The organism is Pseudomonas paraversuta, assembly GCF_904063065.1.
Taxonomy (GTDB): Bacteria; Pseudomonadota; Gammaproteobacteria; order Pseudomonadales; family Pseudomonadaceae; genus Aquipseudomonas; species Aquipseudomonas paraversuta.
Genome location: NZ_CAJFCL010000007.1, coordinates 332,652 through 358,276, shown reverse-complemented (window position 1 = coordinate 358,276; position 25,625 = coordinate 332,652). Strand labels below are relative to the sequence as shown.

The window sequence follows — 25,625 nt, the reverse complement described above, 5'->3', positions numbered from 1 at the left end:
GAGCACGAGGTCGGCAGCCTCGCGTTTGAATTCAGCGGAAAAGGTACGGCGTTGTTTGGTCATCTGACACCTCGATCTGGCGAGTATTCTCGCCTAAAAGGGTGTCCGGTTTCATTAGACCACTACAGTGTGATGCCCCGCTGGAATCTAAGTGTCGTATTGCTGATACTCCTGTAGTTGATCAGTGCCATTTTGGAAATGTGCATAGTTCTCCAAGGTTCCGACGCCTATGAGCAGCCTTGCCCGTTGTGGACGATGGTTACGTGAGCTTCTCTTACACCCTTTGTAGGCCGGTCGTCAGTAGGCGCACGACTACGATGAGGCGATGGCTTCATCAGGTGACTATCGAATTATTTGCGAGGCTGCTGGGGTGGACGACTCACGAGTTTCAGCGCTCTTTTCCCGAGCCCCTCTTGCGTGTTGGAGCATAGAGTATAGGGACTATCTCGTCAGTCGCGGGCAGATTCTAGTTATAACTGAACGGGTACTCGGTACCCGCCGGTCGGCCGAAAACTGGCTAGAACGCCCCGCTTTTGGCCTGGGCGATAAGGTGCCATGCGATCTGATAATAACGCAGGCTGGGTGCACTTTGGTGAAGGATCTTCTGATCCGAATCGAATATGGCGTCTACACATAACGTCCACAAGTCGATGTAGTCGCAAGGGAGGTGGATCGGTTAAAGCGTGAGTTTTTTGGCGTTTTTTTGCCTTGCTGTCCAATGGACCACCTTTGACTTATGGGGAATTTGGGGCGATTCACTCTTCACTGAACGCCTACTAAAGGCGTTTCAAGAGTATGTGTGCGCTCGAACCTAGGCCGCTGGGATATCTGTCAAGCAAGCCTTTGTTCAATACTCTCCAAAAAACTGAATTTTATAGTCTTGAGTCATAGGTCGTTGGCTCCACAATTCAAAAAATCAATCTGGCCGCAAGGAAAAGAAATCTTTCACTTAAGGGCTTAAAACAGTGTTAAAGGAAAGAAATATTCCCCTTGCACGACCAGTGTACCGAGCGTGAAGTCTGTATGACAGTAAGCGGATGGTGAACTCACCTACCGAATCGCCCTCATGGCTGGGATCAAGTAGGTGAGTGGTGGTTGTACGAAACCTTGCTCTGAAACGACGCATTCGATCCCGCGGCAGTTTCATACGGCTTTTTCCTTAAGGGTTAGTGGATACAACCCGAGAGGTTCCGACGGCGCATTAATCTGTAGGCTGCCGGTATGACAAACAGGGAAAGCAAGGGAGCTGTGACCATCCCGCCGACCATTGGCGCGGCGATGCGACTCATCACTTCACTGCCGGTTCCGCTGCCCAACAGAATGGGCAACAGGCCGGCAATGATGACGGACACCGTCATGGCCTTGGGGCGAACGCGCTGTACAGCTCCTTCACGGATCGCCGCTACCAGCCCACCTTCCGTGTTGTCGCCGAGGTCTTCACGTTCGGCCCAAGCGTTCTTGAGGTAGAGCAGCATGATCACACCGAATTCGGCCGAAATTCCGGCCAGCGCGATAAAGCCGACCCCGGTTGCGACCGAAAGGTTGTACCCCAATAGATAGAGGAACCATGCCCCGCCCGTTAGGGCGAACGGCAGAGTAGCCATGACCAAAAAGGCCTCATCGAAGCGGGCGAAAGTCATGTAGAGCAGCACGAAAATGATCAACAACGTGGCAGGCACAACTAGTTTTAGTCGGGCGTTGGCCCTTTCGAGAAATTCGAACTGCCCCGAGTAGCTCAGGCTCATGCCTGGCTGCAACTTGACCTGTTCACTGACGACCCGGCGCAGATCGGCGACGACTGAGGCAATGTCCCGGCCCCGCACGTCGATATAAACCCAGCCCGAAGGCCGAGCATTCTCGCTCTTGAGCATCGGCGGGCCGTCGCTGACCTTAATCTTCGCCACAGTACCCAGGGTAATCTGGCTGCCTAACGGGGTGTAGATAGGTAATTGCTCCAAAGCACCGAGCGAGTCACGCCATTCCCGAGGGTAACGCACGTTGATTGGAAACCGTGCCAACCCCTCAATGGTCTCCCCAACGTTCTCTCCACCGATAGCACCGGCCACGATGGATTGCACATCGGCGATATTCAGGCCGTAGCGGGCGGCGGCCTTGCGATCGATATCCACATCGATATATCGGCCACCGGTCAGTCGCTCCGCCAGAGCCGAGCTGACACCAGGCACCCCCTTGGCCACGCGCTCGACCGCCTGAGTGACCGTATCAATTTCCATCAGATTGGTGCCGGCAACCTTCACCCCGATGGGGCTCTTGATCCCCGTAGCCAGCATGTCGATACGGTTGCGAATCGGCGGTATCCAGATATTGGTCAGCCCCGGAACTCGCACCACTCGATCCAATTCTTCCACCAGTTTTTCCGGTGTCATACCTTGACGCCATTGCTCGCGTGGTTTGAATTGAATGGTGGTTTCAAACATCTCCAGGGGAGCCGGATCGGTTGCGGTTTCGGCACGCCCTGCTTTACCGAAAACGTGTTCGACTTCAGGCACGGTTTTGATCAGACGGTCGGTTTGCTGCAGCAGCTGCGCGGCTTTGTGTGCCGATAACCCCGGAAGTGCAGAAGGCATGTAGAGCAGATCGCCTTCGTCCAGCGGTGGCAGAAACTCGCCCCCCAGGCGAGACATTGGCCATAGCGCACTGCAAAATACCAAGAGCGCCACCAGTAGCGTGACCTTGGGACGACGCAGTACTGCATCCAGGGCTGGCTGATAGATTCGAATCAACCACCGGTTCAACGGGTTCTGTTGTTCATTGGGAATTCGACCTCGAATCCAGTAACCCATCAGCACTGGCACCAACGTCACTGACAGTCCCGCCGCTGCCGCCATGGCGTAGGTCTTGGTGAAAGCCAACGGGCCGAACAGCCGCCCTTCCTGGGCTTCCAGGGTAAATACCGGAATGAACGATAGGGTGATGATCAACAAGCAGAAGAACAGTGCCGGGCCTACCTCCGCAGCCGCTTCGGTCATCACGTGCCAATGACGTTCGCCATTCAGCTTCTCCCCTGGGTTGGCCGCGTGCCAAGCCTCTATCTTCTTGTGGGCGTTCTCGATCATCACCACGGCGGCATCGACCATAGCGCCGATGGCGATGGCAATCCCGCCCAAGGACATGATGTTGGCGTTGATGCCTTGGTAGCGCATGACGATGAAGGCAATCAACACGCCCACCGGCAGCGAAATGATCGCCACTAGGGATGAGCGCAAGTGCCAGAGGAAGATCCCGCAGACCAGAGCGACGACGATGAACTCTTCGATGAGCTTGTGGCTGAGATTTTCCACCGCGCGATCGATCAGCTTGCTGCGGTCGTAGGTGGTGACGATTTCAACGCCGGCCGGCAAACTGGATTTCAGTTCGTCGAGTTTGGTCTTGACCGCCGCAATGGTCTCGCGAGCGTTCTTGCCGTTGCGCAAAATCACCACACCACCAACGGTCTCGCCTTCGCCGTCGAGTTCGGTGATGCCACGTCGCATTTCCGGGCCTAATTGGATGGTGGCGACATCACCAAGGGTGACCGGCACTCCGGCCGCCCCCAATTTTAGCGGGATGGCCCGAAAGTCATTGAGCGTCTTCAGGTAGCCGGAAGCACGCACCATGTACTCAGTCTCGGCCATCTCCATCACGGCGCCGCCTGTCTCCTGGTTGGCCTTGCCGATAGCCTCGGTCACCTGTGCCTGAGTGATGCCCAGACTGGCCAGCTTGAGCGGGTCAAGCTGCACCTGGTACTGCTTGACCATGCCTCCCACCGTAGCCACTTCTGCAACATTGGGCAGGGTCTTGAGTTCGTACTTGAGGAACCAGTCCTGAAGTGCGCGCAGCTGTGCCAAGTCGTGCCCACCCGTGCGATCCACTAGTGCGTACTGATAGATCCAGCCCACTCCCGTTGCATCCGGCCCCAACGCCGGTTTTGCGCTGGCCGGCAATCGGCTTTGTATCTGACTCAGGTACTCCAACACTCGCGAGCGGGCCCAGTACAAGTCCGTGCCGTCTTCGAACAGCACGTAAACGAAGCTGTCACCGAAGAAGGAATAACCACGTACAGTCTTGGCTCCCGGCACTGAGAGCATGGTGGTGGCCAGCGGATAGGTCACCTGGTTCTCGACAATCTGAGGCGCTTGTCCGGGATAAGGGGTGCGGATGATCACTTGCACATCGGAGAGGTCCGGCAATGCATCGATCGGTGTGCTCTGTACCGACCAGATGCCCCAGGCAGTGACGAACAGCGTAGCCAGTAGCACCAGAAACCGGTTGGCCACCGACCAACGAATCAGTGCAGCAATCATGGCTGGCTCCCCGACTTGTCCAGGCGCTCGACACGCAAACCATCGTCAGTTTGGCTCACCGCGATCCGAACCTTGTCTCCAGCCTTGAGGCCCTGCATCAGCGCCGGACTGGCGAGAGGAAAAGTCATCGTCATGCCGGGCATGCCCAGCGTCTTGAAAGGACCATGGGCGAGCGTCACGTCTTTGTCGTTGATCTCAACTATCTGCCCATCGGCCTCATGAAAACTGGAGGCTGTTGCGCCGAGTGGTGAATCTTCCTCAGCGCTGGCAACAATGCCTTTAAGACTGGCTTCCGAGTCGAGCAGGAACTGGCCGGACGTAACCACTTTCTGTCCTTCTGTCAGACCTTTCACAATCGCCGTCTTGCCATCGCTTTCCTGCCCGAGTTGCACCTCCACCGGGCGATAGCGACCGGCGTCTTCAGCGAGCATCACTAGGGCGCGTCGGCCAGTGCGAATGACTGCTTCACTCGGCAGCCACAACACACTTTCCCCGGTCGAATGACTCAGGCGCACCTGCGCCGTCAAACCGGGCCTGAGGTGCTTGTCCGGGTTGGGTAGTTCCACCCGCACCCGCAGAGTGCGGCTGTCCGGATTGGTCTCGGGTAAAATCGCGCTGACCTTGCCTCTGAACGTCGTCCCCGGGAAGGCTGGCAGACGCGCTTCGACCGCCTGCCCCACAGTGATGGCTCCGGCATCTGATTCTGGAACGGCCACGGCTAGCCATATACTGCTCAAGCCATTGACCCGTGCCAGAGTCTTGCCCGTCGCCACGGTCATGCCCGCGCGTACGTTCAGCTCTTGCAGCACACCGGCGATGGGACTGGTCAGGATCAGATACGGTTGAACCTTACCGCTACGTTCAACCTGAGTAATCAGTGCTGCCGGCATCCCTGTGAGTCGCAGGCGCTGACGGGCCGCAACCAACAGATCGGCATCCCCGTTACGCTTCAGGGCCAGAAACTCTGTCTGAGCCGCGGCCCATTCCGGCACCAGAATATCCGCCAGGGCCGCATTGGCTTTGAGGACATCCCCAGGAGCAAGGGCATAGACCCGCTCCACAAAGCCGGCGGTACGGGCCTGAATCACCGCGACATCACGCTCGTTGAACGCCAAGACACCTGCCACATCGAGGCTGGAATCAAAGACTCCCCGGGTGACCGTCGCAAAGCGCAAACCGAGATTCTGGGTCAGGCTTGGATCGATACTGACGACCGCACGATCCCCTTCGCTGCTGGCGTATTGAGGCACCAACTGCATGTCCATAAAGGGGGACTTTCCGGGTTTATCAAACTTTTGCTGCGGGTACATGGGGTCGTACCAATACAGAGCCTTGCGTTCACCCGACGGGCTGACACCCCTCTCCTGGGCAGTACTGGATACTCCGTTCATCCGCTGCTGAGCGAACCAGTAACCACCGGCAACACCCAATGCCAGCGAGATGCCTACCAACAATGCCCCATTCCACTTTTTAAGGATCACTGGCTGGGCTCCCCATAGGCAAAGTACAGACGCGCACTGGTCAGCGCCCGCTGCTCTTCCACCTCAATCTGTTTGAGGCGCGCTTCGATGAGCTCACGCCGGGCCGCAACAACGGCATTTAAATCGCCTTTTCCGGCACGATAACTGGCCATGCTGAGTTCGACCTTTTCCTTGGCTAGAGGCAACAGACTGTCCTGGTTTCGGTGCACCGCACGATTCAGACGCTCATAGTCAGCCAGTTGGTTTTCCAGTTCCTGAGTGTGCTCGCGTGACAGGGCTTCACGCTCGGCCTCAAGCTGGCTGAGTTCAGCCTGCTTGGCTGCGATTTTGGGATTTTGGCGAGAGCCAGGAAACAGCGGCAGATCCCAGGAAAGCTGCACACTGACCATATCCCCAAACGCTCGGCCACGGTGCTGGTAATCCAGCTCCCAGCTCCAGTCTGACTGTTTCTCCGACACGGCTTCACGAACTTTGGCTTGCGCTTCTCGGGTCATCGGGGCAAACGCTGCCAGCTCGGGATGGTGCTGCAGGTTGTGGGAGTAACCGGAGGTATCGACGGACCATTCAGGCAAACGACCTACAAGCTCGTCGTTTGCGGCGGCCCCAATCCAACGCTTGAGGGCAGCTCGGGCCTGCCTTCGCTGCTGGATCAGATCGTCCTGCTGCTCCGCCAGTCGAGCTGCTTCTTGCTTGGGTGTTACCGCATCGGCGGGTTGAGCCCGGCCACCGGCAATCTGGGCTCTGACGGTATCGCTCAGCAGGCGGTTCTCTTTGTAGAAGTCCTGGAACAGAGCATCTTTGCGCTCAACCGAGTAGCTACTGATCCAGGCCAACGCCGTGGATTGGCGCACGTTCAGACGTTCGACCCGACGCTGCGCCGCGGCGCGTTCAACGGCCGCATCGGCGACCTCAATACGCGCCTTGCGCTTGTCGCTGTTGAGCATTTCTTGTCTGACCCCAACCATTTGCATGGTCATGAAGTCCTGGTCGATGCTCCAGCGATCCGGACCGCCAACAGGATAGTTCTGCACACCCAGCAGCAGTTTGGGGTCAGGCAGCTCCCCCGCTGGAATGGCTGCGCTGCTGGCAGCCTGAATTTTGGCGTCTTGTGCGGTCAGCGACGGTGCATTGTTTTCGGCCAGCCGCAACGCTTCATCAAGCGTCAATCCACCCGCCAAGCTCGGCAATGCCAGTACGCTTGCAGCCAGACCGGCCGCGAGGGACCAGCCTATGCAATAGCACTTTGAGTTCATGTTTAGGATTCCTGTGATCATCCACTGCACGCATTAAAAGACATGCGCTCAGCTCTTGCATCCCGCAAATGCGGAATGAGGCTCAATATGGGACAGGAATCAAACGCGGGGCGGTCGCCACACCCTGGACGGGGTTTGTGCAGGCAAGGAATCACTAAAGAAGGAAAGTACTACGGGGCTAAACACGGCTACTGAAGGCTTGAAAGTCGAGACTTGCAATATGCTGCCTGCCTTGCATTCATGTCCCGGTTTACATGGCTTTCCGTGCTCGGACAGGGTTTTCATATCGTTGCAGCAGTCCATGCCCATGTCGTCCATCATCGTCATGCCCATCGTCTTCATGGGGCACGGTTCTGTCGATGCCTGAACTCCCGCCATCCCGCTGAGAGGAAGCGCTAAGCTGATCATGAATATGATGCAAAACTGCACGTAGCGTTTCATTCGCTGGAGTGTAGTCGCTTCAAATGGTCGTTACAAATTGACTCATGTCATTAACACCCTGTCGCCAAGCTCCGACCTCCGACATATAGGTAATGAAGCCGACAAGGAATTAAGCCAACATTACGTTTAGAAAATAGACGCGGACGACGAGCTATCGATCCGCCTATATTTGAATTCATAGTGTTGATCTGAACTCAATCATGGATGAAATGGCTAGCCAACTGAGAAATCAAGCAGAAGCCGAGATGAAAATTGGCGCGACAAAGACCTATCGGTCTACTAACATCTGATTCCGGGAAGTTTGGGTACAAATAATACGCGTATTCGCAGTACTGCTATTTTCTAGAGTGTGGGTGCCTTGGGGGAACACAGGTCGCGTCCAAATAAGTGCTTTTCAGTTGCATCTCTCCAAAACCGAAATCTCTTCTTGACGAAGATTGACCCGTTGACGATCTTTTGAGTAGTTGCCGCATCCTTTCACCCGCATGGAGAGCCATATGAGCGCTGGTCATAGTCACGGTCAAGCTCGTGCAGGACACGAGAAAAAATTGTGGATCGCTCTGGCGTTAACGACAAGCTTCATGATCGCGGAGGTCATTGGGGCTTTCGTGACAGGCAGCTTGGCGTTGTTATCCGATGCGGCTCACATGCTAACTGATTCCACTGCCTTGGCTATTTCATTGATAGCTATTCAAATTGCCAAACGCGCTGCGGATAAAAAACGGACATTCGGCTATGCACGATTTGAGATCCTCGCAGCTGCTTTTAACGCGATTTTGTTGTTTATGGTGGCGGTGTACATCTTGTATGAAGCTTATCAGCGATTTAAAGCCCCGACAGAAATCCAATCGACAGGGATGCTGATCGTCGCAGTGATCGGACTAGTTGTGAACCTTGTTTCAATGCGGTTGCTAATGTCTGCCAGTGCCGAAAGTCTTAACGTAAAAGGCGCGTACCTAGAAGTATGGAGCGACATGTTGGGCTCCATGGGCGTAATAGGGGCGGCATTGATCATTCGTTTTACCGGATTCACTTGGGTTGATTCGATCGTTGCCGCAGCTATCGGCCTGTGGGTGCTTCCCAGAACCTGGGTTTTGCTCAAAGAAAGCATGAACATCCTGTTGCAAGGGGTTCCGGATGGCATCGATATCGCTGAAGTGGAAGCGTGCATCAGGGCGGTTGAAGGCGTTGAGGATATCCATGACCTGCATATCTGGGCCCTGACCAGCGGCAAGAATGTCATGAGTGCTCACCTTGTAATCCTGCGTAGCTCCCGAGCTGAGCAAGATATATTGGCTGAGGTGACTCGGCTGATGAGCGAGGTATTCCATATCAGCCATACGACTCTTCAATTGGAAAACTTGCAGTTTCATGCAACGCTTGAAGAAAACGAAGGCATGCAGCACTAGAGCGGGATCTTGCAAACATCTCATGTCGGAGTAGGGGCTGCTGCGATGTACTCAGAACTCAGCGGACATTAAAAAACCTGACCACAGGCGCATATCCAGTGGTGCAGGGAGAGTTGCACAGGTTTGTTGCGGGAATTTACCCTTAAACCTTTCTAGCCTGTTGCCAAGTGGTCTGTCCGTCGAGGTTTGGGAAGCTCAGCCTGAAAACGGTCATGCTGCCAGGCATGCTTTGAACATCCGCAGTTCCCTGGTGGAGGCTCATGATCGATCGAACAATAGCTAAACCAAGACCAGTGCCACCCTCAGCACGCGAGCGACTTGTATCAATTCGATAAAAGCGGTCAAACAAGTGCAGCAGATGCTGAGGTTCGATTCCTGCTCCAGGGTTGCCTACAAGTAGCGATACCTGTTTGGCATAGTTTTCAATAACAATTGAAATAGATTGTCCCGCAGGGCAATGGCGTATTGCGTTGGACAATAGATTGGATATTGCTCGCTGTATCATTAACCTGTCGCCAATGGTCTTGCCATTTCCGGTAACATTCAGGGTGATACGTTTCTCTTCCGCAGACAGTGAAAACAGATCGACCACCTTAAATGCTTCATCTTCTAAGGTGATTATTTCGAACGGGACAAGTGCCGCGGGATGGCTGACCTGAGCTAAGAAGAGCATATCCGAGACAATTCGCGTGACACGGCCCAACTCCTCGGTGCATGACTCCAGCACAGCTTTGTATTCTTCTGCCGGACGCTCCCGAGAAAGGGTAACCTGGGCCTTGCCCATCAAATTGGTGATCGGGGATCGTAATTCATGGGCTAAGTCATCTGAAAATTGCGACAGCTGCTGAATACCGCTGTCGAGCCGGTGCAGCATGAAGTTGATGCCATGAGCCAACTCACTAAGCTCCTGAGGCATTTTAACAACAGAAAGTCGATGGTTGAGATCTTGAGCCGAGATCATGGCGGCGACCTTCCGGAACTCTCTCAGTGGAGAAAGTCCTTGTTGTACTACGGCCCAAGCACTTGCTCCGATGAGTATTAGTAAAAGCGGTAGTGCAATAATCGTCGACCTAAGGTACGCGCTGAGCAGCGCTTCATCGTTCGCACAATCCATCGACAGCAATACGGGAACGCTTACACCGTTCTTTAATGGGATGAGCTTGGATGCGGTAAGGAAGTGTCGACCTTCACCATCTGAATTGGTGGAATAGGAAACCTTGTCAACGGCAGCAGTCGCAGCTTTCAACTCAGTCCGCGGATCCGACAATCCAGGCCCAAACTTCAGTAAGGGCGCCCTGAGGTTTTTCAGGTCATAGATGGTCAGATTCAGATTGTCATGTCCCATGACCTGATCCAGTAACGAATGCGGTTTGGAATTTACGTCGGCCGTGTCATCGTATAGCGAGAGGCTATGTTCAACCTGCTCCATCTTATTGATCAGGCTGTTTTTTGCCAACTTATCCAGCTCGTGCGTCAGCGCAAAAAAGGCCAAGACAGCCAAAAACACTACCAACAACGCCCCCAAGATACTTACTGTCAAACCTAGTCGCATTGACAGGCTGACCGGCTTCATACACGCGCCTCTAATACGTAACCAACACCGCGAAGGGTGTGGATCAACTTGTTATCGAAGGGGTCATCTATTTTGGCCCTCAGCCTACGGATTGAAACCTCGACAACGTTAGTGTCGCAATCAAAATTCATATCCCAGACCAGTGAAATGATTTGGGTGCGAGAAAGCACTTCTCCAGTTTGGCGCATCAGCAAGTGCAGCAGCGCAAACTCCTTGGTTGTCAGATCTATGCGCTGCTCACCGCGAAAAGCACGATGACGTCCTTGGTCTAGTTCCAGGTCGGCTACTTTTAGTACCTGCGGGACAGGTATGTGCTCACTGCGACGCATCAGGGTTCGTACCCGTGCAAGTAACTCAGGAAACTCAAACGGTTTAACCAGATAATCATCGGCACCCAAATCTAGTCCGCGTATCTTGTCCGCTAGGCGCCCTCGGGCCGTCAACATCATGACCCGGGCATTACTGCTTTGTCGTAGACGTTCAAGAACACCCCAGCCATCAAGTTCGGGAAGATTAACGTCAAGTATCACCAAATCATAAACATGTTGGCGCGCCAGATGTAGTCCATCCGCGCCAGTTATCGCACGATCAACAATGTAGCCACTTTCAGTCAGTCCCTGATGTAAGTATTCGGCAGTTTTGAGCTCGTCCTCAACTACAAGGATTCGCATGACATTTCACCTTCTTAATGACTAGAGTTAAAGGGGGCTCAGAAAAATAATAACCGTATTAGTGTGGTTTTCTGATTGGTGTTATCTTTTTATAGGATTTTCAATCCTCATATGGTTTGAATAACTTACGAGATGACAGCCCTCATTCTAAAGCCTGTAGCTGCTTCAGGGTCAAGCCAAAGCTGCGGTTTTGAGGCGCCAAAGCTAGGGTTGCGACAATCTGTCGCGGGAAATAATCCAGGGGCTATATAGCACATCGTGTGCTCATATGAATACCCCAATTCGACAAGTGCGCTTCGGCAGATAATTGCTGAATTTTTGTTTCATCATATTACCGCCTTAAGTTTTTTCTTTTTTAACACCTCCTATATTAGAGCAAAATCTACAGCAGTAGAGCTGGATAACATATTTGTAATTCTTCAGTCACCTTGTTGATAAGTGAAGAACTCTACAGTTACTACGTTGAGAAAATTCGCTTTAAAGGAAATATAAAATTGCGTTGGCTTAGAAAGTTCATTACCCCCTTGCGTATCATAAAATCCATGTTGGTAATAGGCCTAAGTTGCACGCTTGCACTATCAGGCACGGCTTTTTCCGCTGGTTCGGCTTCACAGGCGCTGACAATGGATCAAGTTCTTCAAATGGCGTTTGCCAACAATCCTGACCTAGCGGCAGCACAGTGGGAAATTGGTATCACTCAGGGAGATCGGCAGCAGGCGAGCTTGATTCCCAATCCTGAGTTGTCTTGGGAGGCTGAGGATACCCGGCGAAATTCGCGCACTACGACGGTGATGATCAATCAGCCGATCGAGCTTGGCGGTAAGCGAGGCGCTAGGATCGAAGTGGCAAGTCGAGCGCAAGATGCAGCCGAGATTGAATTGGAGCGCAAGCGTAATGCTCTACGTGCCGATGTCATTCAGGCGTTTTACAACACATCTACGGCTCAGCAAAGGTTGCTGTTATCACGTCAATCACTTGAGCTCGCACAGCGTGGCTTGCATGTAGCTCAAGGTCGCATCAGTAGTGGCAAGTCATCGCCTGTTGAAGGTACGCGAGCAGAAGTCCAGTTGTCGGAGGTACGCCTAGAGCTGAAACGGGCAGAGCGAGATGAGGCAAATGCCTATCAACAACTCGCTCGAGTCATGGGTGTGCCTTTGCCGGCGTTTGCGTCTGTAAGTGATTCAAGTCAGCCAATGCCAACTGTACCGGAACCTTCGCTGCTCCTTAATCGCATAGGTCAGACTGCGGAGTTACGGTTGGCAAAGCTGCAAATTGACCAGCGTGAAGCCTCACTTGGCTTGGAGAAAGCCCAGCGCATTCCTGACCTAACCGTAAGTTTAGGTAGCCAATACGATGAACGGGAGCGTGAGCGCGTGAATGTCGTAGGGCTGTCGATGCCCATCCCATTATTCAATCGTAATCAGGGCAATGTGTTGGCAGCCGCCCGCCGAACTGATCAGGCCCGCGACCTTCGCAATGCCAGCGAGTTACGCCTGCGCACAGAAATTCAGACCACTCTAGCTCAGTGGAATACAGCGAACACTGAAATCACGTCGTTCAATCAAACCATCCTACCTGCCGCGCAAAGTGCTGTAGATACCGCTACCCGTGGTTTCGAAATGGGGAAATTCAACTTCCTAGATGTGCTAGATGCCCAGCGCACCTTAATCAGCGCACGCGGTCAGTACATCCAGGCCATTGCTGAGGCGACAGACGCCTGGGTGCGTATCGAGCGAATTTTCGGTGATGTCGACAAGCTCACTCATACCCCTTGAATTTCATATAACACTTTTTTAACCGCTACTCAGCATCGCAGTGCCACGGTAATCCGTGACTGCCCACTGAGCTGCGTAGGGAGTCCCATGGATAAAAAACAAATCCTTGTCACCGCACTGACCCTCACGGTGGGCATATGTGTTGGTTCGCTCTGGATGGGTAGCACGTCAACAGCGTCCACCGGCGTACAGACGCAAGAAGAACAGGGCCACGATGCTGATCACAGCAACGAGGGTGCGGCCAAGGAGTCAGTTGATGGCGGGCATGCAGAAGGGGAAGCAGAAGAAGGTCACCTGACTCTGAGCGACGATCAGATCAGATCTGCCGGCATTCAGTTAATCGAAGCTAAGGAACAGAGCATCAGCCTCTCATTGCCGTTTCCTGGAGAAGTCCGTTTCGATGAAGACCGTACTGCGCATGTGGTACCCCGGGTTCCTGGTGTCGTCGAGTCGGTACATGTCAATCTTGGCCAAACAGTGAAAAAAGGTCAGCTACTAGCCGTGATTGCCAGTCAACAAATTTCTGATCAGCGCAGTGAGCAAGCCGCAGCGCAACGTCGTCTAGAGTTGGCGCGCACTACCTACGAGCGTGAACGCCAGTTATGGCAGGACAAAATCTCTGCCGAACAGGATTTCCTTCAAGCCCGTCAGGCTCTGCAAGAGGCCGAAATCGCTGTCAGTAATGCCCGACAAAAAATCAGCGTACTTAGTGGCAGCTCGGTGACCAGTGGTGGCAACCGGTATGAGCTGCGTGCACCGTTCGATGGCGTTGTGGTCGAAAAGCACTTGGGCCTTGGTGAGGTTGTCAGTGAAACCAGCAATGCGTTCACACTCTCGGACTTGTCGCATGTTTGGGTGACTTTTGGCGTTTCCCCTAAGGATTTGAGCAAAGTCCTGGTGGGCAAGTCTGTCACGGTTAGTGCCGCTGAGTTGAATGCGGAAGTTACGGGTGCCGTGGCCTACGTTGGGAGTTTACTGGGTGAGCAGACTCGTACCGCCACTGTCCGTGTGTCCATAGCGAATCCGCAAGGAGCTTGGCGTCCCGGGCTGTTCGTAACCGTACTGGTTGATACCGATACCCGGCTGGCGAAAGTCGCAGTACCAGAAGCAGCAATCCAGACGGTCGAGGATAGGCCAACAGTTTTCGTGCGAACTGATGACGGGTTTAAGGCGCAAGCAGTAGTAATAGGTAGTCGTGCAGCAGGTCTGGCTGAGATCACAGAGGGCCTGGAGCCCGGAGCTCAAGTCGCTGCTGCCGGCAGCTTCATTCTGAAATCAGAACTGGGTAAAGCCTCGGCTGAACACGCCCACTGATCCGCCACTTCCACGAGAAGGTTCTCATGTTCGAACGCCTAATCCAATTTGCCATCGAGCAACGCATAATCGTCCTGCTCGCGGTTCTCCTCATGGCCGGACTCGGCATTGCTAGCTACCAGAAGCTGCCGATCGACGCCGTGCCCGACATCACCAACGTCCAGGTGCAAATCAATACTGGTGCCGCAGGTTTCTCGCCACTGGAGACTGAGCAGCGCATCACTTTCCCTATTGAAACCGCCATGGCAGGTCTGCCGGCACTTGAGCAGACGCGTTCACTCTCACGCTCGGGTCTTTCACAAGTTACGGTGATTTTCAAGGAAGGCACCGACCTATTCTTCGCCCGGCAATTGGTCAATGAACGATTGCAGATGGCAAAGGAACAATTGCCCGAAGGCGTGGAAGCTGTCATGGGGCCGATTTCTACCGGTTTGGGTGAGATTTTTCTGTGGACTGTCGAGGCCCGAGAAGACGCCGTAAAAGAGGATGGTAGCCCCTATACGCCGACCGACCTGAGGGTAATCCAAGATTGGATTATTAAACCTCAGCTGCGCAACGTTCCTGGGGTCGCCGAAATTAACACCATTGGCGGATTCGCCAAGGAATACCAGATTGCTCCGGATCCAAAACGCTTGGCCGCTTACAAGCTGACCCTGACAGACATTGTGACCGCGCTGGAAAGCAACAACGCTAACGTAGGAGCCGGCTACATTGAGCGCAGTGGCGAACAACTACTGATTCGTGCCCCTGGCCAAGTGGCGACCACCGACGACATCGCCAATATCGTGATCGCCAACGTCGATGGCACTCCTATACGTATTAAAAATGTGGCGACCGTGGATATTGGGCGTGAAATGCGTACCGGTGCGGCGACCGAAAACGGTCGTGAAGTCGTACTCGGCACGGTGTTCATGCTGATAGGCGAGAACAGCCGTACCGTCTCTCAGGCCGTTGCAGTCAAGCTAGAGCAAATCAACCGTTCACTGCCCAAAGGGGTGGTTGCGATCACTGTTTACGACCGTACTAACTTGGTAGACAAGGCTATTGCCACGGTCAAGAAGAATCTGATTGAAGGTGCAATCCTAGTAATCGCGATTTTGTTCCTATTCCTAGGCAATATTCGCGCAGCACTGATCACTGCCATGGTTATTCCTTTAGCCATGCTCTTTACCTTCACAGGCATGTTCACCAACAAAGTCAGCGCCAACCTGATGAGCCTGGGGGCTCTGGATTTCGGTATTATCGTCGACGGTGCAGTGGTTATTGTCGAAAATGCTATACGGCGCCTCGCCAATGCGCAGCACCATCACGGGCGCCTCCTAACTCGCTCCGAGCGCTTTCACGAAGTGTTTGCAGCAGCCAAGGAAGCCCGTCGACCACTGATTTTCGGGCAGTTGATCATCATGGTCGTTTATCTACCTATTTTTGCCCTGACCGGTGTCGAAGGGAAAATGTTCCACCCCATGGCGTTCACCGTCGTGATCGCCTTGCTAGGCGCGATGCTGCTGTCCGTAACCTTTGTTCCTGCGGCAATTGCCATGTTCGTGACGGGCAAAGTCAAGGAAGATGAGAACGTGATAATGCGAGGAGCGCGACGGGGTTATGCCCCCGCGCTGGATTGGGTCATGAGTCATCGATCGCTGGCATTTGCCATGGCATTAGGTGTCATCGCTGCGAGTGGCGTGGTCGCCAGTCGAATGGGCAGTGAGTTTGTACCTAGTCTCAGCGAAGGCGATTTTGCACTGCAAGCATTACGAGTACCCGGTACAAGTCTGACGCAATCGGTGGAAATGCAGCAGCGCCTGGAAAAGCTTGTGCTGGAAAAAGTGCCTGAAGTCGAACGGATGTTTGCTCGAACCGGTACTGCAGAGATTGCTTCCGATCCAATGCCGCCGAACATCTCTGATAGTTATGTGATGCTCAAACCGAAGGATCAATGGCCTGATCCAAGTAAATCCCGGGAGACGTTGACAGAAGAGATCCAGAAAGCAGCGGCTGCTATGCCTGGTAGCAACTATGAGCTTTCCCAGCCTATCCAACTACGTTTCAACGAGTTGATTTCAGGCGTGCGAAGTGATGTGGCGGTCAAGGTCTTCGGTGATGACATGGCAGTGCTTAACAGTACCGCTGCGAAAATTGCCGCGTCAATGCAGGGGGTCGATGGCGCCTCCGAGGTCAAAGTCGAACAGACAACGGGGCTACCTGTACTGACCATAAACATAGACCGCGACAAAGCCGCACGTTACGGTCTGAACGTTGGAGACGTTCAAGACACCATTGCGGTGGCTGTCGGTGGCCGCCAGGCCGGGACGATGTATGAGGGAGATCGCCGCTTCGACATAGTGGTGCGTTTATCCGACGCCATGCGTAAGGACGTTGAGGGGTTGTCCACACTGCTGATTCCAGTCCCGGCGCTGCTCAATGGCAATGCCGATCAGATCGGTTTTATTGCCCTTTCAGAAGTGGCGACCCTCGATCTTGTACTTGGCCCGAATCAGATCAGTCGTGAGAACGGTAAGCGTCTGGTCATTGTCAGCGCCAATGTACGTGGACGGGATATCGGCTCATTCGTTAAGGAGGCTAGCATCGCCATTGATCAGCAGGTAGAGATTCCGGCCGGTTATTGGGCTACCTGGGGTGGGCAGTTTGAACAACTTCAATCAGCTGCCAAACGCTTGCAGATAGTTGTCCCTGTAGCTCTGCTCTTGGTATTCACCCTGCTGTTCATGATGTTTAACAATCTCAAAGACGGCATGTTGGTATTCACCGGGATTCCATTCGCATTGACGGGTGGTGTTATGGCGTTGTGGCTACGTGATATCCCACTGTCGATCTCGGCGGGTGTTGGTTTCATTGCATTGTCGGGTGTGGCAGTGCTGAACGGTCTGGTGATGATTGCTTTTATCCGCAACCTTCGAGAAGAGGGACATTCGTTGAATTCTGCGATCAATGAAGGAGCGCTAACGCGGTTGCGCCCAGTATTAATGACAGCTTTGGTGGCATCCCTTGGCTTTATCCCCATGGCTCTAGCTACTGGAACAGGCGCGGAAGTCCAGCGGCCCCTAGCTACCGTTGTAATCGGGGGAATACTGTCCTCAACTGCGTTGACCCTACTTATACTTCCTGCGTTATATCACTGGGCACACCGTAAAGATGAAGAGGCAGACAGCGAAAAACAAGAAATAGTATAGCAGTTTGTTTTTAAAGCCCGCTGCTGATCCTCATTAGCGGGCTACTTATATCAATGATGACGGATATGTAATCTTAATGCCACCGTATTGATAGCTTCGTATTGATACTCTAATGCCAGTATTTAATATGAGGTGTCGAAATGAAAATCGCACAAATTTACGCTCTTGTAGGAGCATTGATTCTTTCTTCCACTGCATTGGCTGAGGGTGGTGGAGACCGGACTTTTGCTAGAGCTACTCAAGCTACCGAGCAGGCTATGGAGAAGTTTTTAGCCAAAGAGCTGAAAAAAACTCCTCCGAAAATGTCAGGCGGTGATAAGGGCCAGATTAGTAAGTAAATGTAGTGGTGCTACACATAAGCCCCGCCCCGATTCCGGTTGCGGGGTTTTTATTGACATGTGAGGTGCAAAAAGTGAAGACTATTAATTCTGTGATTTTTATTGTGGTCGCTGCGATCTCTTCAAGCGTATTTGCTAAAGATAGTGACAAGGTTTTTGAAAAAAGAATGAGTGCCAACTCCGTAGCTATGGAGCAGTATGCGATTAGGCATGGAAAAAATATTCCCGTAGCTAAGCAATATAAATACGGAATGAAATTAGATGTTGTGAATGTAGTTAGCATGGTGCGACCAGCGGAAGGGTGCGGGGTGATGCCCGCAGCTATGACATACGAAGACTCTGAAGGAGTACTGAATACAGTCAGATACACAGTGGCCGGAACATGCCGTAAAGGTGGTTAGCCTCTACGCTCTTGGCATAGGGGCTCATCTTTTTGACGTGCGTCATAAGACATAAAATGTGGGGGGGTGTTTACGGCAGGCATAAAAAAGACGCCCCGAAGGGCGTCTTAAAATACATCGTATTTAGATGAGTAATCTAAAAGTGGATGCGGAGCTTCAACTTGACAGCAGTGAGCTTCAGGTTTTTGCAAGGGTGTTACTTACCTGTAGCAATCTGGCCAGATGCGCTAGCAGATTGCTATAAACTCCAGTTTACTATAAGTTACTTAAGCTAACAGGAAGATGATTGAAAAATTACATTTTTGAAATTTTTCAGCAAAAACGTAATGTTCGTCTAGGATGATTCATCCTGCGCAGATCTTAAAGAATAGCTAATGGATACTCAATAATCACACGAACCTCATCCAGATCCGACTCAAATGTGGTTGCACGAGTATTAGCTTGCCGTAGGCGCAAAGACATATCTTTCAAGGTGCCTGTCTGAACGACATATTTTACTTCGATGTCACGCTCCCAACGTTTCTGGTCGGTAAGTGGGTTTCCATCCGCATCGCGTCTCATGTACGTCGTATTAGCGTTAGAGTAATCAGCATCAGTGCCACGACCGTAACGCGTCATAAACGACAAGCCAGGCACACCATACGATGTCATGTCGAGGTCGTAGCGAACCATCCAAGAGCGTTCTTTAGGTGAGTTAAAATCACTGTACTGAATTGAGTTATCAAGAAAGATCGAGTCCGACTGACGCAGGTAATCGAAGTCATTATTGCCATTATTTCGCTGATGGGATAGTGCAAGTGTGTGTGCGCCATACTTCACGCCTATTTTCCCGCTCCATATGTTATTGTCGAAATCGCCAAGTAATTTTTTCCCTTCGTCGACTGCTTTATAATAGTTAAGGCCTCCGAATACGGAAAGCTCATTTGACAATGAGTAGTTTAGCCCGGTGCCAGCATAGTATTGATTCCAAGCGTCCTTGAGGCGACTGGAATAAAGACTAAGGGTGACGTTTTTGTTTAAGTTATAATCACCACCAAAGTAGCCTACCCAAGGCGAGTTAACAGGCCCGGCATAGAAGGTCGCAAAGTTGTCGCGCATGTTGCTCGAAACTGGCTGGCTCATGGCATGTAGGCGACCGCCCTGAACGGTCAAGCCTTCAATGCTAGTATTTGTTGCTGTGACACCAGTGAAACTTTCCGGTAGTAGTCTTGAGTCGCCAGCAGCCACAACTGGGGTGGATGGGAATACGTCGCCGACTTTTACTACGGTGTCAAAGGCGCGAATTTTTGCCGCACCTCCCACTTTTGTATATTCGTCCCTTGCCTCTCCGTTGCTATTTACTGGAAGGACATCAAATGAACTACGGCCGCCATTACGGCCGCCACCCGTGTCGAGTTTTATTCCAATCATAGCAAACGCATCCACTCCGACACCGATTGTGCCCTGGGTAAATCCAGACTCGAATTTAGTAATAATAGCGTTTGCCCATGCTTCGGAATATCCATTGCCTGTAGGGCTTGACTCACCGTTACGATGTTCGCGATTGAAGTAGTAGTTGCGGTTAAGAACGGTAAGACTACTATCCTCTATAAAGCCGCCGTTTTTTTCTTCCGCATTCACCATGGACGGCACAGAGCTGACAACCATTGCCATAGCGGCTATCGAAAATTTTGTATTGTTAATCATTAATCACTCCTTCGGTTCGGCAGAACTAGAAAGCTCTTCGGCTGGAATTGTTGTTTGAAGGAAGCTGGTCGCGCCTCCTGTATCATCGCCGAGTTGTATCGTTGCAATCTGTAGATAACGGGGGCATGTCTGAGAAATTACAATTTTGTAATATTAGGCGGCTTTCTTGAAATGTTGACGCGCGTACCGTGCGATCAACCGTTTACGGTTCTCAGTTTTTACAATGCTAGTTGCTACACCGTGCTCACTTAGCGACCAGAAATCTCTAATTCGCACGTGAGAGGTGCGGATGCGCGGTGCTCGACCAGCTATAAGCGCATGGATAAAATTAGTTTAGCCCCCCAGCCTTGGAGCCAGCACTAAGTAAGGAATCAAGGAAGTGTTGGATGAATGATTTACCTGAGACTTATCGTAGTCTTTCCTTACGGCTGGCCCAGCCGTAATGCCCATCGTCTTCATGGGGCACGGCTTTGTCGATGCCTGAACTCCCGCCATCCCGCTGAGAGGAAGCGCTAAGGGAAACTCCGAACAAGTCCTTAGATGTGCTGAAATACAGCCTCACCACCTGACCCGAGCCACGCATGAGCCAGATGAGCTATTCCGACTTTGAATACGCCGGCAAGCGCAAGCAAACCCGCCGTGAACGCTTCCTTGCCGAAATGGATCAGGTGGTGCCCTGGTGCGGTTTGTTGGAGTTGATCCAACCGTTTTACCCGAAGGCTGGTGGTGGCCGTAAACCTTATCCGCTGGAGACCATGTTGCGCATCCATCTGCTGCAAAACTGGTTCTCGCTGAGCGACCCGGCCATGGAAGAAGCGCTTTATGAAATCACTCCCATGCGTCAGTTCGCCCGTCTTACATTAAGCGCGCCGATCCCTGAAGACACCACGATCATGAACTTCCGGCACTTGCTGGAGAAACATAAATTGGCGCCTGCGATCCTGGCTGTCATCAACGGTTATTTGCAGGAAAAAGGTCTGTCCCTGCGCCAGGGCACCATCGTCGATGCCACGATCATTCATGCTCCCAGCTCAACCAAGAACGAGGAAGGCAAGCGTGATCCTGAGATGCATCAGACCAAAAAAGGTAACCAATACTACTTTGGAATGAAGGCTCATATCGGCGCTGATGTGGAATCAGGGCTGGTTCACCACGTCCACGGCACAGCCGCGAATGTGGCCGACGTAACCCAAGTTGCGGAGCTGCTACATTGCGAGGAAAACGCAGTCTATGCGGATGCCGGTTACACCGGCGTCGAGAAGCGTGATGAGCACAAAAATCGTGAAGTGATCTGGCAGATCGCGGCGCGACGTAGCACTTATTCACGACTGAATAAACGCAGCATTCTCTACAAGGCCAAGCGCAAGATCGAGTACTGTAAAGCCCAGACGCGGGCCAAGGTCGAACATCCATTTCGGGTGATCAAGCGCCAGTTTGGTTATGTGAAAGTGCGCTTTCGTGGGCTGATGAAAAACACCGATCAACTGACCACGCTGTTTGCTCTGTCGAACCTTTGGATGGCTCGAAAACAGCTGATGGGTATGGGCGTGTAACGCGGGGAGCGGGGCTGAAAAGCCCCGGCGAAGCAATGCAGAGGGCCTTTCTGCGCTAAGCAGCGCTGAAAGTCGTTGTCGTTTCGACTAACAGCCCGCACACCGCGAGTTGATCGGAGTTTCCTAAGCTGATCATGAATATGATGCAAAACCGCAGATAGTGTTTCATGGGCTGAAGTGTAGCCGGTGAAAATGCACCCAACAATTCACCCTTGGGTCTTCTTTGTTGGCTGCCACTAACCCCTATTCCGCGCTCATTTCCATTACCGGACTTAAGGTGCCTAGCCACGCGACGAGGCAAATTATGACGATCGCCATTGTAAATTCCAGCGTCATGCTGCGGCGCAATGCATTAACTGCAACAGAATATTCTCCGTTGCGAACTGACTTTTCTAGTGCCGGGCTTAAGTGGAAGCGGTTGAGCGCGGCTAACACGATCATTCCGGCAAAGAGCAAGATTTTCAAAAATAGAAGTTGGCCATAAGTACTGAGCATCACTTCATCGAGGTTTGGTCCAACGATAAATAGGTAATTGACTATTCCAGTGATGCTTATGATTGCCACAATCACTCCGCCGGCCGACTCAAAGCCAGTCAATACCCGAGCAAGAATTTGTGCTTCCTGCTCGCTTTTGAGCGATTTTAAACGCAGTAGTAGGGCAAATGCCGCTAGAGCACCTAACCATCCACCGGCGGCCAAAAGATGGAAAATATCACTGATAAAATGCCAGTAGCGTCGACTGCCCTCATCCATGGCACCGTGCCCTGTCCATGCTAACGTCGCCAACGCAATCGCTCCGCATACAGTGACCATCCAGAGACTGAGTGTCGGAAATCTTTTATTCAGCGCTACGCCAATAATTGCCATAACCAAGGCAGCTATGCGGACCATCCAGGTCAGTCCGACGTCAGTCCCCATGAGGACCATTTGAAAAATATGGTGATGTAGTTCCATGAACCCCGATACACCGCTCATTGCTTTCGCAAGCAACAACATTGCTGCAAGGGATAGAGCTACACCTACAACAGAAGTACCGTAAAGAAGCGACTCAAAATTCAAGACCGTGCCCGATACTCTTTCTTTTCCCCTAAGGCTGTACAAGCCGAAAATTGCCAATCCGAATAACAGCATCAGGTCTAAATAAAGAGCAAAGCGAACCACAATATTTATTGAGTCGCTCATGAATCATTTCACTTTGAATGAGAAGTTACCGGTGATCGGATGAGTGTCCGAGGAGACGGCACGCCATTCGACTTTGTAGGTGCCTGTGGTCAAAGGTGCTGCCGGTGTAATCACCATCGTTTTCGGATCACTGCCACCAGCGACGCTGGCCTTAACACCCATCGGGGAGTTCGGCATCCCAGGCATATCGGTCATGATCAGTTTTGCACCTGAAAACTGAGTAGTTAGATTTTCAGAAAAGTGCAGCTCAATTTTCGAAGGGGCCGCCGCATCCGAGCCTTCTACCGGAGTAGAAGAAAGGAGCTTTGGATGTGCTTGAACTACAGCACTCAGAAGTAAGCCCGCAGTAAGTGCAACAGCTACGGTCGTAGTTTTAAGGAATGACATGCAGACTCCTCACAGCAAGAGCTGTTGGTTCGAGGTTTGTTTGGGAATATCTAGTTTTTTACTTTTCGACGCTTGTTAAAACCACTGGCGAATACCTAGCAGGTTCAGTGTCCTATGGCGGAACGAACAGGAGGAGCTCACAAGAATCTCCACGTCACAGCGCAAGTACACGATGCCACATGAATGTAATCTGTTCGATTACATTTCAGTCAGCTTGGGGCGGGTTTTTGGCTACTGGATGGCGCGGATAATGGGCCTAAATACGCCCCCTCTTCGAGGCGTATCAAGAGCTCTAACTCATTCAAAAAAGGGCCTTTAAGCTAATCCCATACTGCGTGGTTGAATATCTGCAGCTTGTTGCGTAATTGCATGGAATTGACCACCTATTTGCATTCGACTTGACCAGTTGTTTGCATGGGATCTGACCAGCGCACGGGGAAGTCCTGATCGGCAGAAATCGGCCAAAAGCAGACTGTCCTCCATCGCGGGAGTAGTTCAAAAGCATGTCGAAAACCTTGGCGTAGATTTCAGCATTTCATAAGCCCAAAGCCTAGCTAGCCTGATCATCCTTTTTCATGGGTATAGTAGAGGAGCAGCCGTGTCGCGAACCGGCGAGGCACTTCTGCTTCTGCACGTAAGCTTGAGCAAGACAGGCCGATTTGCTGAGAAAAAGCACAACATACATGCACTACCAGTCTATCTAGCACTACATGTTGTATTTGCCCGTTTCGATGCTACCTTCTACTAGGCAGGCAACTCACTAGTAGAGGTGTTCCATGGCAGGCAAAAATCAGCACGTCGTGAAACGTGATGAAGGCTGGGCGGTTCGGGGTGAGGGGAATACTAAAGACACCTCCCACCATCGGACTCAAAAGGAAGCTGCTGACGCGGCTCGTCAGATAGCTCAAAACCAAAAAAGCGAGGTGCTCATCCACGGCCGGGACAACCTGATCCGTGAACGAGACTCCTATGGCAACGACCCCCATCCTCCCAAGGGCTGATTACGACCTCATAGCGTCTCCGGAAGGAGGCGCATCCTGGGCTTCAATAAGGTATTCGGTATGAAGATCGTAACGGTGGTTCACGTGCACCTGAACCGAATCGGTTCTACCCGTGGCGGGTTTGGAAGTCATAAGCGACTGACCACCTATGCAGAAACATCTGATGCAGAAATCGAAACCCTTCGAGATCTAGTGATTTCGATTGCCGAACAAAATGGTGAGGCACCTGGGTCTCTGAACGACCTTCGCCATGAACGGCAAAGCGGCCACCCTCCCCAGGTTAAGGTCTTCAACATTCATTCGCCCAGCACTTTATTCAGCGAGCCCTATGCATATTGCGAAGCCTTTCCAGCGCTCAAGGCTGACAACCGGATCTTCAAGCTAGAAGAACTGCCAAGCTGAGACACGAAGGGTTCATTGTTGCTTATCCTCCATCCGCCTGCTGGCCACGCTCAATTCTTAGGAAAGCTTGCGCCCGATTCGGAACAAAGCGTCCTCCAGCCACTGGTTGAAAACGCCCTGTGACGCTGGAATCAGCAGTTTTCTTTCCTCAATGTTTTTCTCACTGCGGTACGGCATGGACATCGACGATGCCGGGGTGGTTGGCGGCTCGGCGTAAACTTGGTGAGAAATTCCGTAGATCCCCAGCTGGAACCAGCCTCCCTTACCTCGGCTAATCAAACTAAAAGCTTCTTCCGCAAAGCGTTTTAGCCGGCTGGGCGAGATGTAGTAGGAGGCAAAATATTCGCCGTCCTTTGCTGGGGCTGCCAGAGGAATAGAGAGCCAGCTCATCCCATTATCGTGATGCCGCCAAGAGGCCTCCGCATCGAGGCCGGTGATGTCTCCCTCGTTAAATGACTTGTAACCACCCTTGATAGAAACCAAGCCCGCCTGAGAAAGCTTGAGGAAGAATTCATCATGCTGGGAGTGTATGGAACGCAACGTACCCGAGAGAATGGGCTGCGGCAGAAACACGAGCTCAAGGCGATCTTCACGAGGCCGGCTATTCCAATTTCGGCTGTTGCTACGATTCTGCAGGTGCTGAACGAACTCCTGTTCGGAAATGGCGCTGCGACTGGCTGCAAGTTGGCTTAGCCCCTGGATGATTTTGTCTGAGAGATCGCGATCACCTGTGAAGGTGGAACGGAAAAGGCCGTCGACGTAATCGGAAACCTCCCAGTGAAAGCGCTTTTGATCATCCTCGACCGGAACCTCTTCCAGAAAAGCCAGGATGGGTTTATTGGCAGCTTTGGCGCGATGGAACTCCTGCTGAGTGACGGACTCACCTGTGTGGGTTTTGAAGCCGAAGTCCGCGCCAAGAATCAGCACCACTACGTCGGCCTGGTCAACCTCAGTCATGCATGCGACTTCAGAGGAATAGGGTCTTGCACCAAAATCCTCACACATCACCGGGATGTGCCCCAACAGAGAAACTGCTTTTTTGGCGGCCGCACGATAGTGCTCAAAATTACGTACTACAGAGCTGATAAACACGTTCATAGCAGTCCTCATCACTTAGGCCACATCCGTTTCGCCTCATCATACCGGCCGCTTTGCTCGAAATGACAGTAGCCGAAAAAAAGCTAGCCGCTTAATAGCCCCCCGATTCCGTAGATACTGACTGCTTTTGGCCGATTGTGTTGAAAAAGTCGGTTTTCTGAAATG

Annotated in this window: 20 protein-coding genes and 1 pseudogene; 11 read left to right on the top strand and 10 right to left on the bottom strand. The window is 52.3% G+C overall.

Annotated features, from left to right (window positions below):
* The first annotated feature begins 325 nt into the window (after positions 1-325).
* Positions 326-637 carry an antitoxin Xre/MbcA/ParS toxin-binding domain-containing protein gene (locus JQ845_RS23320; protein ID WP_082149377.1) on the top strand — a complete coding sequence of 104 codons (312 nt, stop codon included), beginning with the start codon at positions 326-328 and terminating at the stop codon, positions 635-637.
* A 529-nt stretch (positions 638-1,166) separates the two neighbouring features.
* Here JQ845_RS23320 and JQ845_RS16645 read toward each other — a convergent pair.
* From JQ845_RS16645 to JQ845_RS23090, 4 genes are all read right to left on the bottom strand, one after another.
* Positions 1,167-4,304 carry an efflux RND transporter permease subunit gene (locus JQ845_RS16645; RefSeq protein WP_048401444.1) on the bottom strand — a complete coding sequence of 1,046 codons (3,138 nt, stop codon included), beginning with the start codon at positions 4,302-4,304 and terminating at the stop codon, positions 1,167-1,169.
* Entirely contained in the window at positions 4,301-5,785 is a 1,485-nt protein-coding gene (locus JQ845_RS16640; protein ID WP_048401442.1) for an efflux RND transporter periplasmic adaptor subunit, read from the bottom strand. The genes JQ845_RS16645 and JQ845_RS16640 overlap by 4 nt, the downstream gene beginning before the upstream one ends.
* Positions 5,782-7,038, bottom strand: coding sequence for a TolC family protein (locus tag JQ845_RS16635; RefSeq protein ID WP_048401440.1), 1,257 nt, complete (start codon positions 7,036-7,038; stop codon positions 5,782-5,784). Before JQ845_RS16635 ends, JQ845_RS16640 begins: the two co-directional genes overlap by 4 nt.
* 99 nt (positions 7,039-7,137) lie before the next feature.
* On the bottom strand, positions 7,138-7,479 hold the full coding sequence (locus tag JQ845_RS23090) for a hypothetical protein (RefSeq protein ID WP_048401438.1): 342 nt from the start codon (positions 7,477-7,479) through the stop codon (positions 7,138-7,140).
* 290 nt (positions 7,480-7,769) lie between these two features.
* Here JQ845_RS23090 and JQ845_RS16630 point away from each other — a divergent pair.
* Positions 7,770-7,910, top strand: a pseudogene (locus tag JQ845_RS16630) (DUF3703 domain-containing protein); the annotation flags it as partial.
* Between the two features lie 66 nt (positions 7,911-7,976).
* Positions 7,977-8,888 (top strand): cation diffusion facilitator family transporter, encoded by a 912-nt coding sequence (locus JQ845_RS16625; protein ID WP_048401436.1) that lies wholly within the window; start codon positions 7,977-7,979, stop codon positions 8,886-8,888.
* Between the two features lie 142 nt (positions 8,889-9,030).
* On the opposite strand, the gene JQ845_RS16620 is transcribed toward JQ845_RS16625, so the two are convergent.
* Positions 9,031-10,461 carry a heavy metal sensor histidine kinase gene (locus JQ845_RS16620; RefSeq protein WP_048401435.1) on the bottom strand — a complete coding sequence of 477 codons (1,431 nt, stop codon included), beginning with the start codon at positions 10,459-10,461 and terminating at the stop codon, positions 9,031-9,033.
* Positions 10,458-11,132, bottom strand: coding sequence for a heavy metal response regulator transcription factor (locus JQ845_RS16615; RefSeq protein WP_010655498.1), 675 nt, complete (start codon positions 11,130-11,132; stop codon positions 10,458-10,460). Before JQ845_RS16615 ends, JQ845_RS16620 begins: the two co-directional genes overlap by 4 nt.
* Positions 11,133-11,674: 542 nt before the next feature.
* Between JQ845_RS16615 and JQ845_RS16610 the strand changes: the two genes are divergently transcribed.
* From JQ845_RS16610 to JQ845_RS16590, 5 genes are all read left to right on the top strand, one after another.
* Positions 11,675-12,907 carry a TolC family protein gene (locus JQ845_RS16610; RefSeq protein ID WP_131690204.1) on the top strand — a complete coding sequence of 411 codons (1,233 nt, stop codon included), beginning with the start codon at positions 11,675-11,677 and terminating at the stop codon, positions 12,905-12,907.
* Between the two features lie 87 nt (positions 12,908-12,994).
* Positions 12,995-14,221, top strand: coding sequence for an efflux RND transporter periplasmic adaptor subunit (locus JQ845_RS16605; RefSeq protein WP_010655500.1), 1,227 nt, complete (start codon positions 12,995-12,997; stop codon positions 14,219-14,221).
* 26 nt (positions 14,222-14,247) lie between these two features.
* Positions 14,248-17,412, top strand: a complete 3,165-nt coding sequence (locus JQ845_RS16600; RefSeq protein ID WP_048401433.1) for a CusA/CzcA family heavy metal efflux RND transporter — start codon at positions 14,248-14,250, stop codon at positions 17,410-17,412.
* Positions 17,413-17,552: 140 nt separating this feature from the next.
* A complete protein-coding gene (locus JQ845_RS16595) occupies positions 17,553-17,750 on the top strand; it encodes a co-regulatory protein PtrA N-terminal domain-containing protein (protein ID WP_048401431.1) in 198 nt (65 codons plus the stop codon).
* Positions 17,751-17,824: 74 nt separating this feature from the next.
* Complete coding sequence (locus JQ845_RS16590; RefSeq protein ID WP_048401567.1) at positions 17,825-18,151, top strand: DUF2790 domain-containing protein; 327 nt, start codon at positions 17,825-17,827, stop codon at positions 18,149-18,151.
* Positions 18,152-18,511: 360 nt separating this feature from the next.
* Here the strand turns inward: JQ845_RS16590 and JQ845_RS16585 are convergent, their stop codons facing one another.
* On the bottom strand, positions 18,512-19,837 hold the full coding sequence (locus tag JQ845_RS16585; protein ID WP_048401430.1) for an OprD family porin: 1,326 nt from the start codon (positions 19,835-19,837) through the stop codon (positions 18,512-18,514).
* Positions 19,838-20,418: 581 nt separating this feature from the next.
* Here JQ845_RS16585 and JQ845_RS16580 point away from each other — a divergent pair.
* Positions 20,419-21,390, top strand: coding sequence for an IS5 family transposase (locus JQ845_RS16580; protein ID WP_048401429.1), 972 nt, complete (start codon positions 20,419-20,421; stop codon positions 21,388-21,390).
* A 243-nt stretch (positions 21,391-21,633) separates the two neighbouring features.
* Here JQ845_RS16580 and copD read toward each other — a convergent pair whose 3' ends face one another.
* Positions 21,634-22,572 carry a copper homeostasis membrane protein CopD gene (gene copD / locus JQ845_RS16575; protein ID WP_048401428.1) on the bottom strand — a complete coding sequence of 313 codons (939 nt, stop codon included), beginning with the start codon at positions 22,570-22,572 and terminating at the stop codon, positions 21,634-21,636.
* Between the two features lie 3 nt (positions 22,573-22,575).
* Entirely contained in the window at positions 22,576-22,959 is a 384-nt protein-coding gene (gene copC / locus JQ845_RS16570; protein WP_203009271.1) for a copper homeostasis periplasmic binding protein CopC, read from the bottom strand.
* Between the two features lie 776 nt (positions 22,960-23,735).
* On the opposite strand from copC, the gene JQ845_RS16565 reads away from it, so the two are divergent.
* The gene (locus JQ845_RS16565) at positions 23,736-23,960 is read left to right on the top strand and encodes a DUF2188 domain-containing protein (RefSeq protein WP_017136943.1); all 225 of its coding nucleotides are present in this window, start codon (positions 23,736-23,738) and stop codon (positions 23,958-23,960) included.
* Between the two features lie 60 nt (positions 23,961-24,020).
* Complete coding sequence (locus JQ845_RS16560; RefSeq protein ID WP_048401426.1) at positions 24,021-24,362, top strand: hypothetical protein; 342 nt, start codon at positions 24,021-24,023, stop codon at positions 24,360-24,362.
* A gap of 57 nt (positions 24,363-24,419) precedes the next feature.
* Here JQ845_RS16560 and JQ845_RS16555 read toward each other — a convergent pair whose 3' ends face one another.
* Positions 24,420-25,460, bottom strand: coding sequence for a DUF4062 domain-containing protein (locus tag JQ845_RS16555; protein ID WP_082149374.1), 1,041 nt, complete (start codon positions 25,458-25,460; stop codon positions 24,420-24,422).
* Positions 25,461-25,625 lie beyond the last annotated feature (165 nt).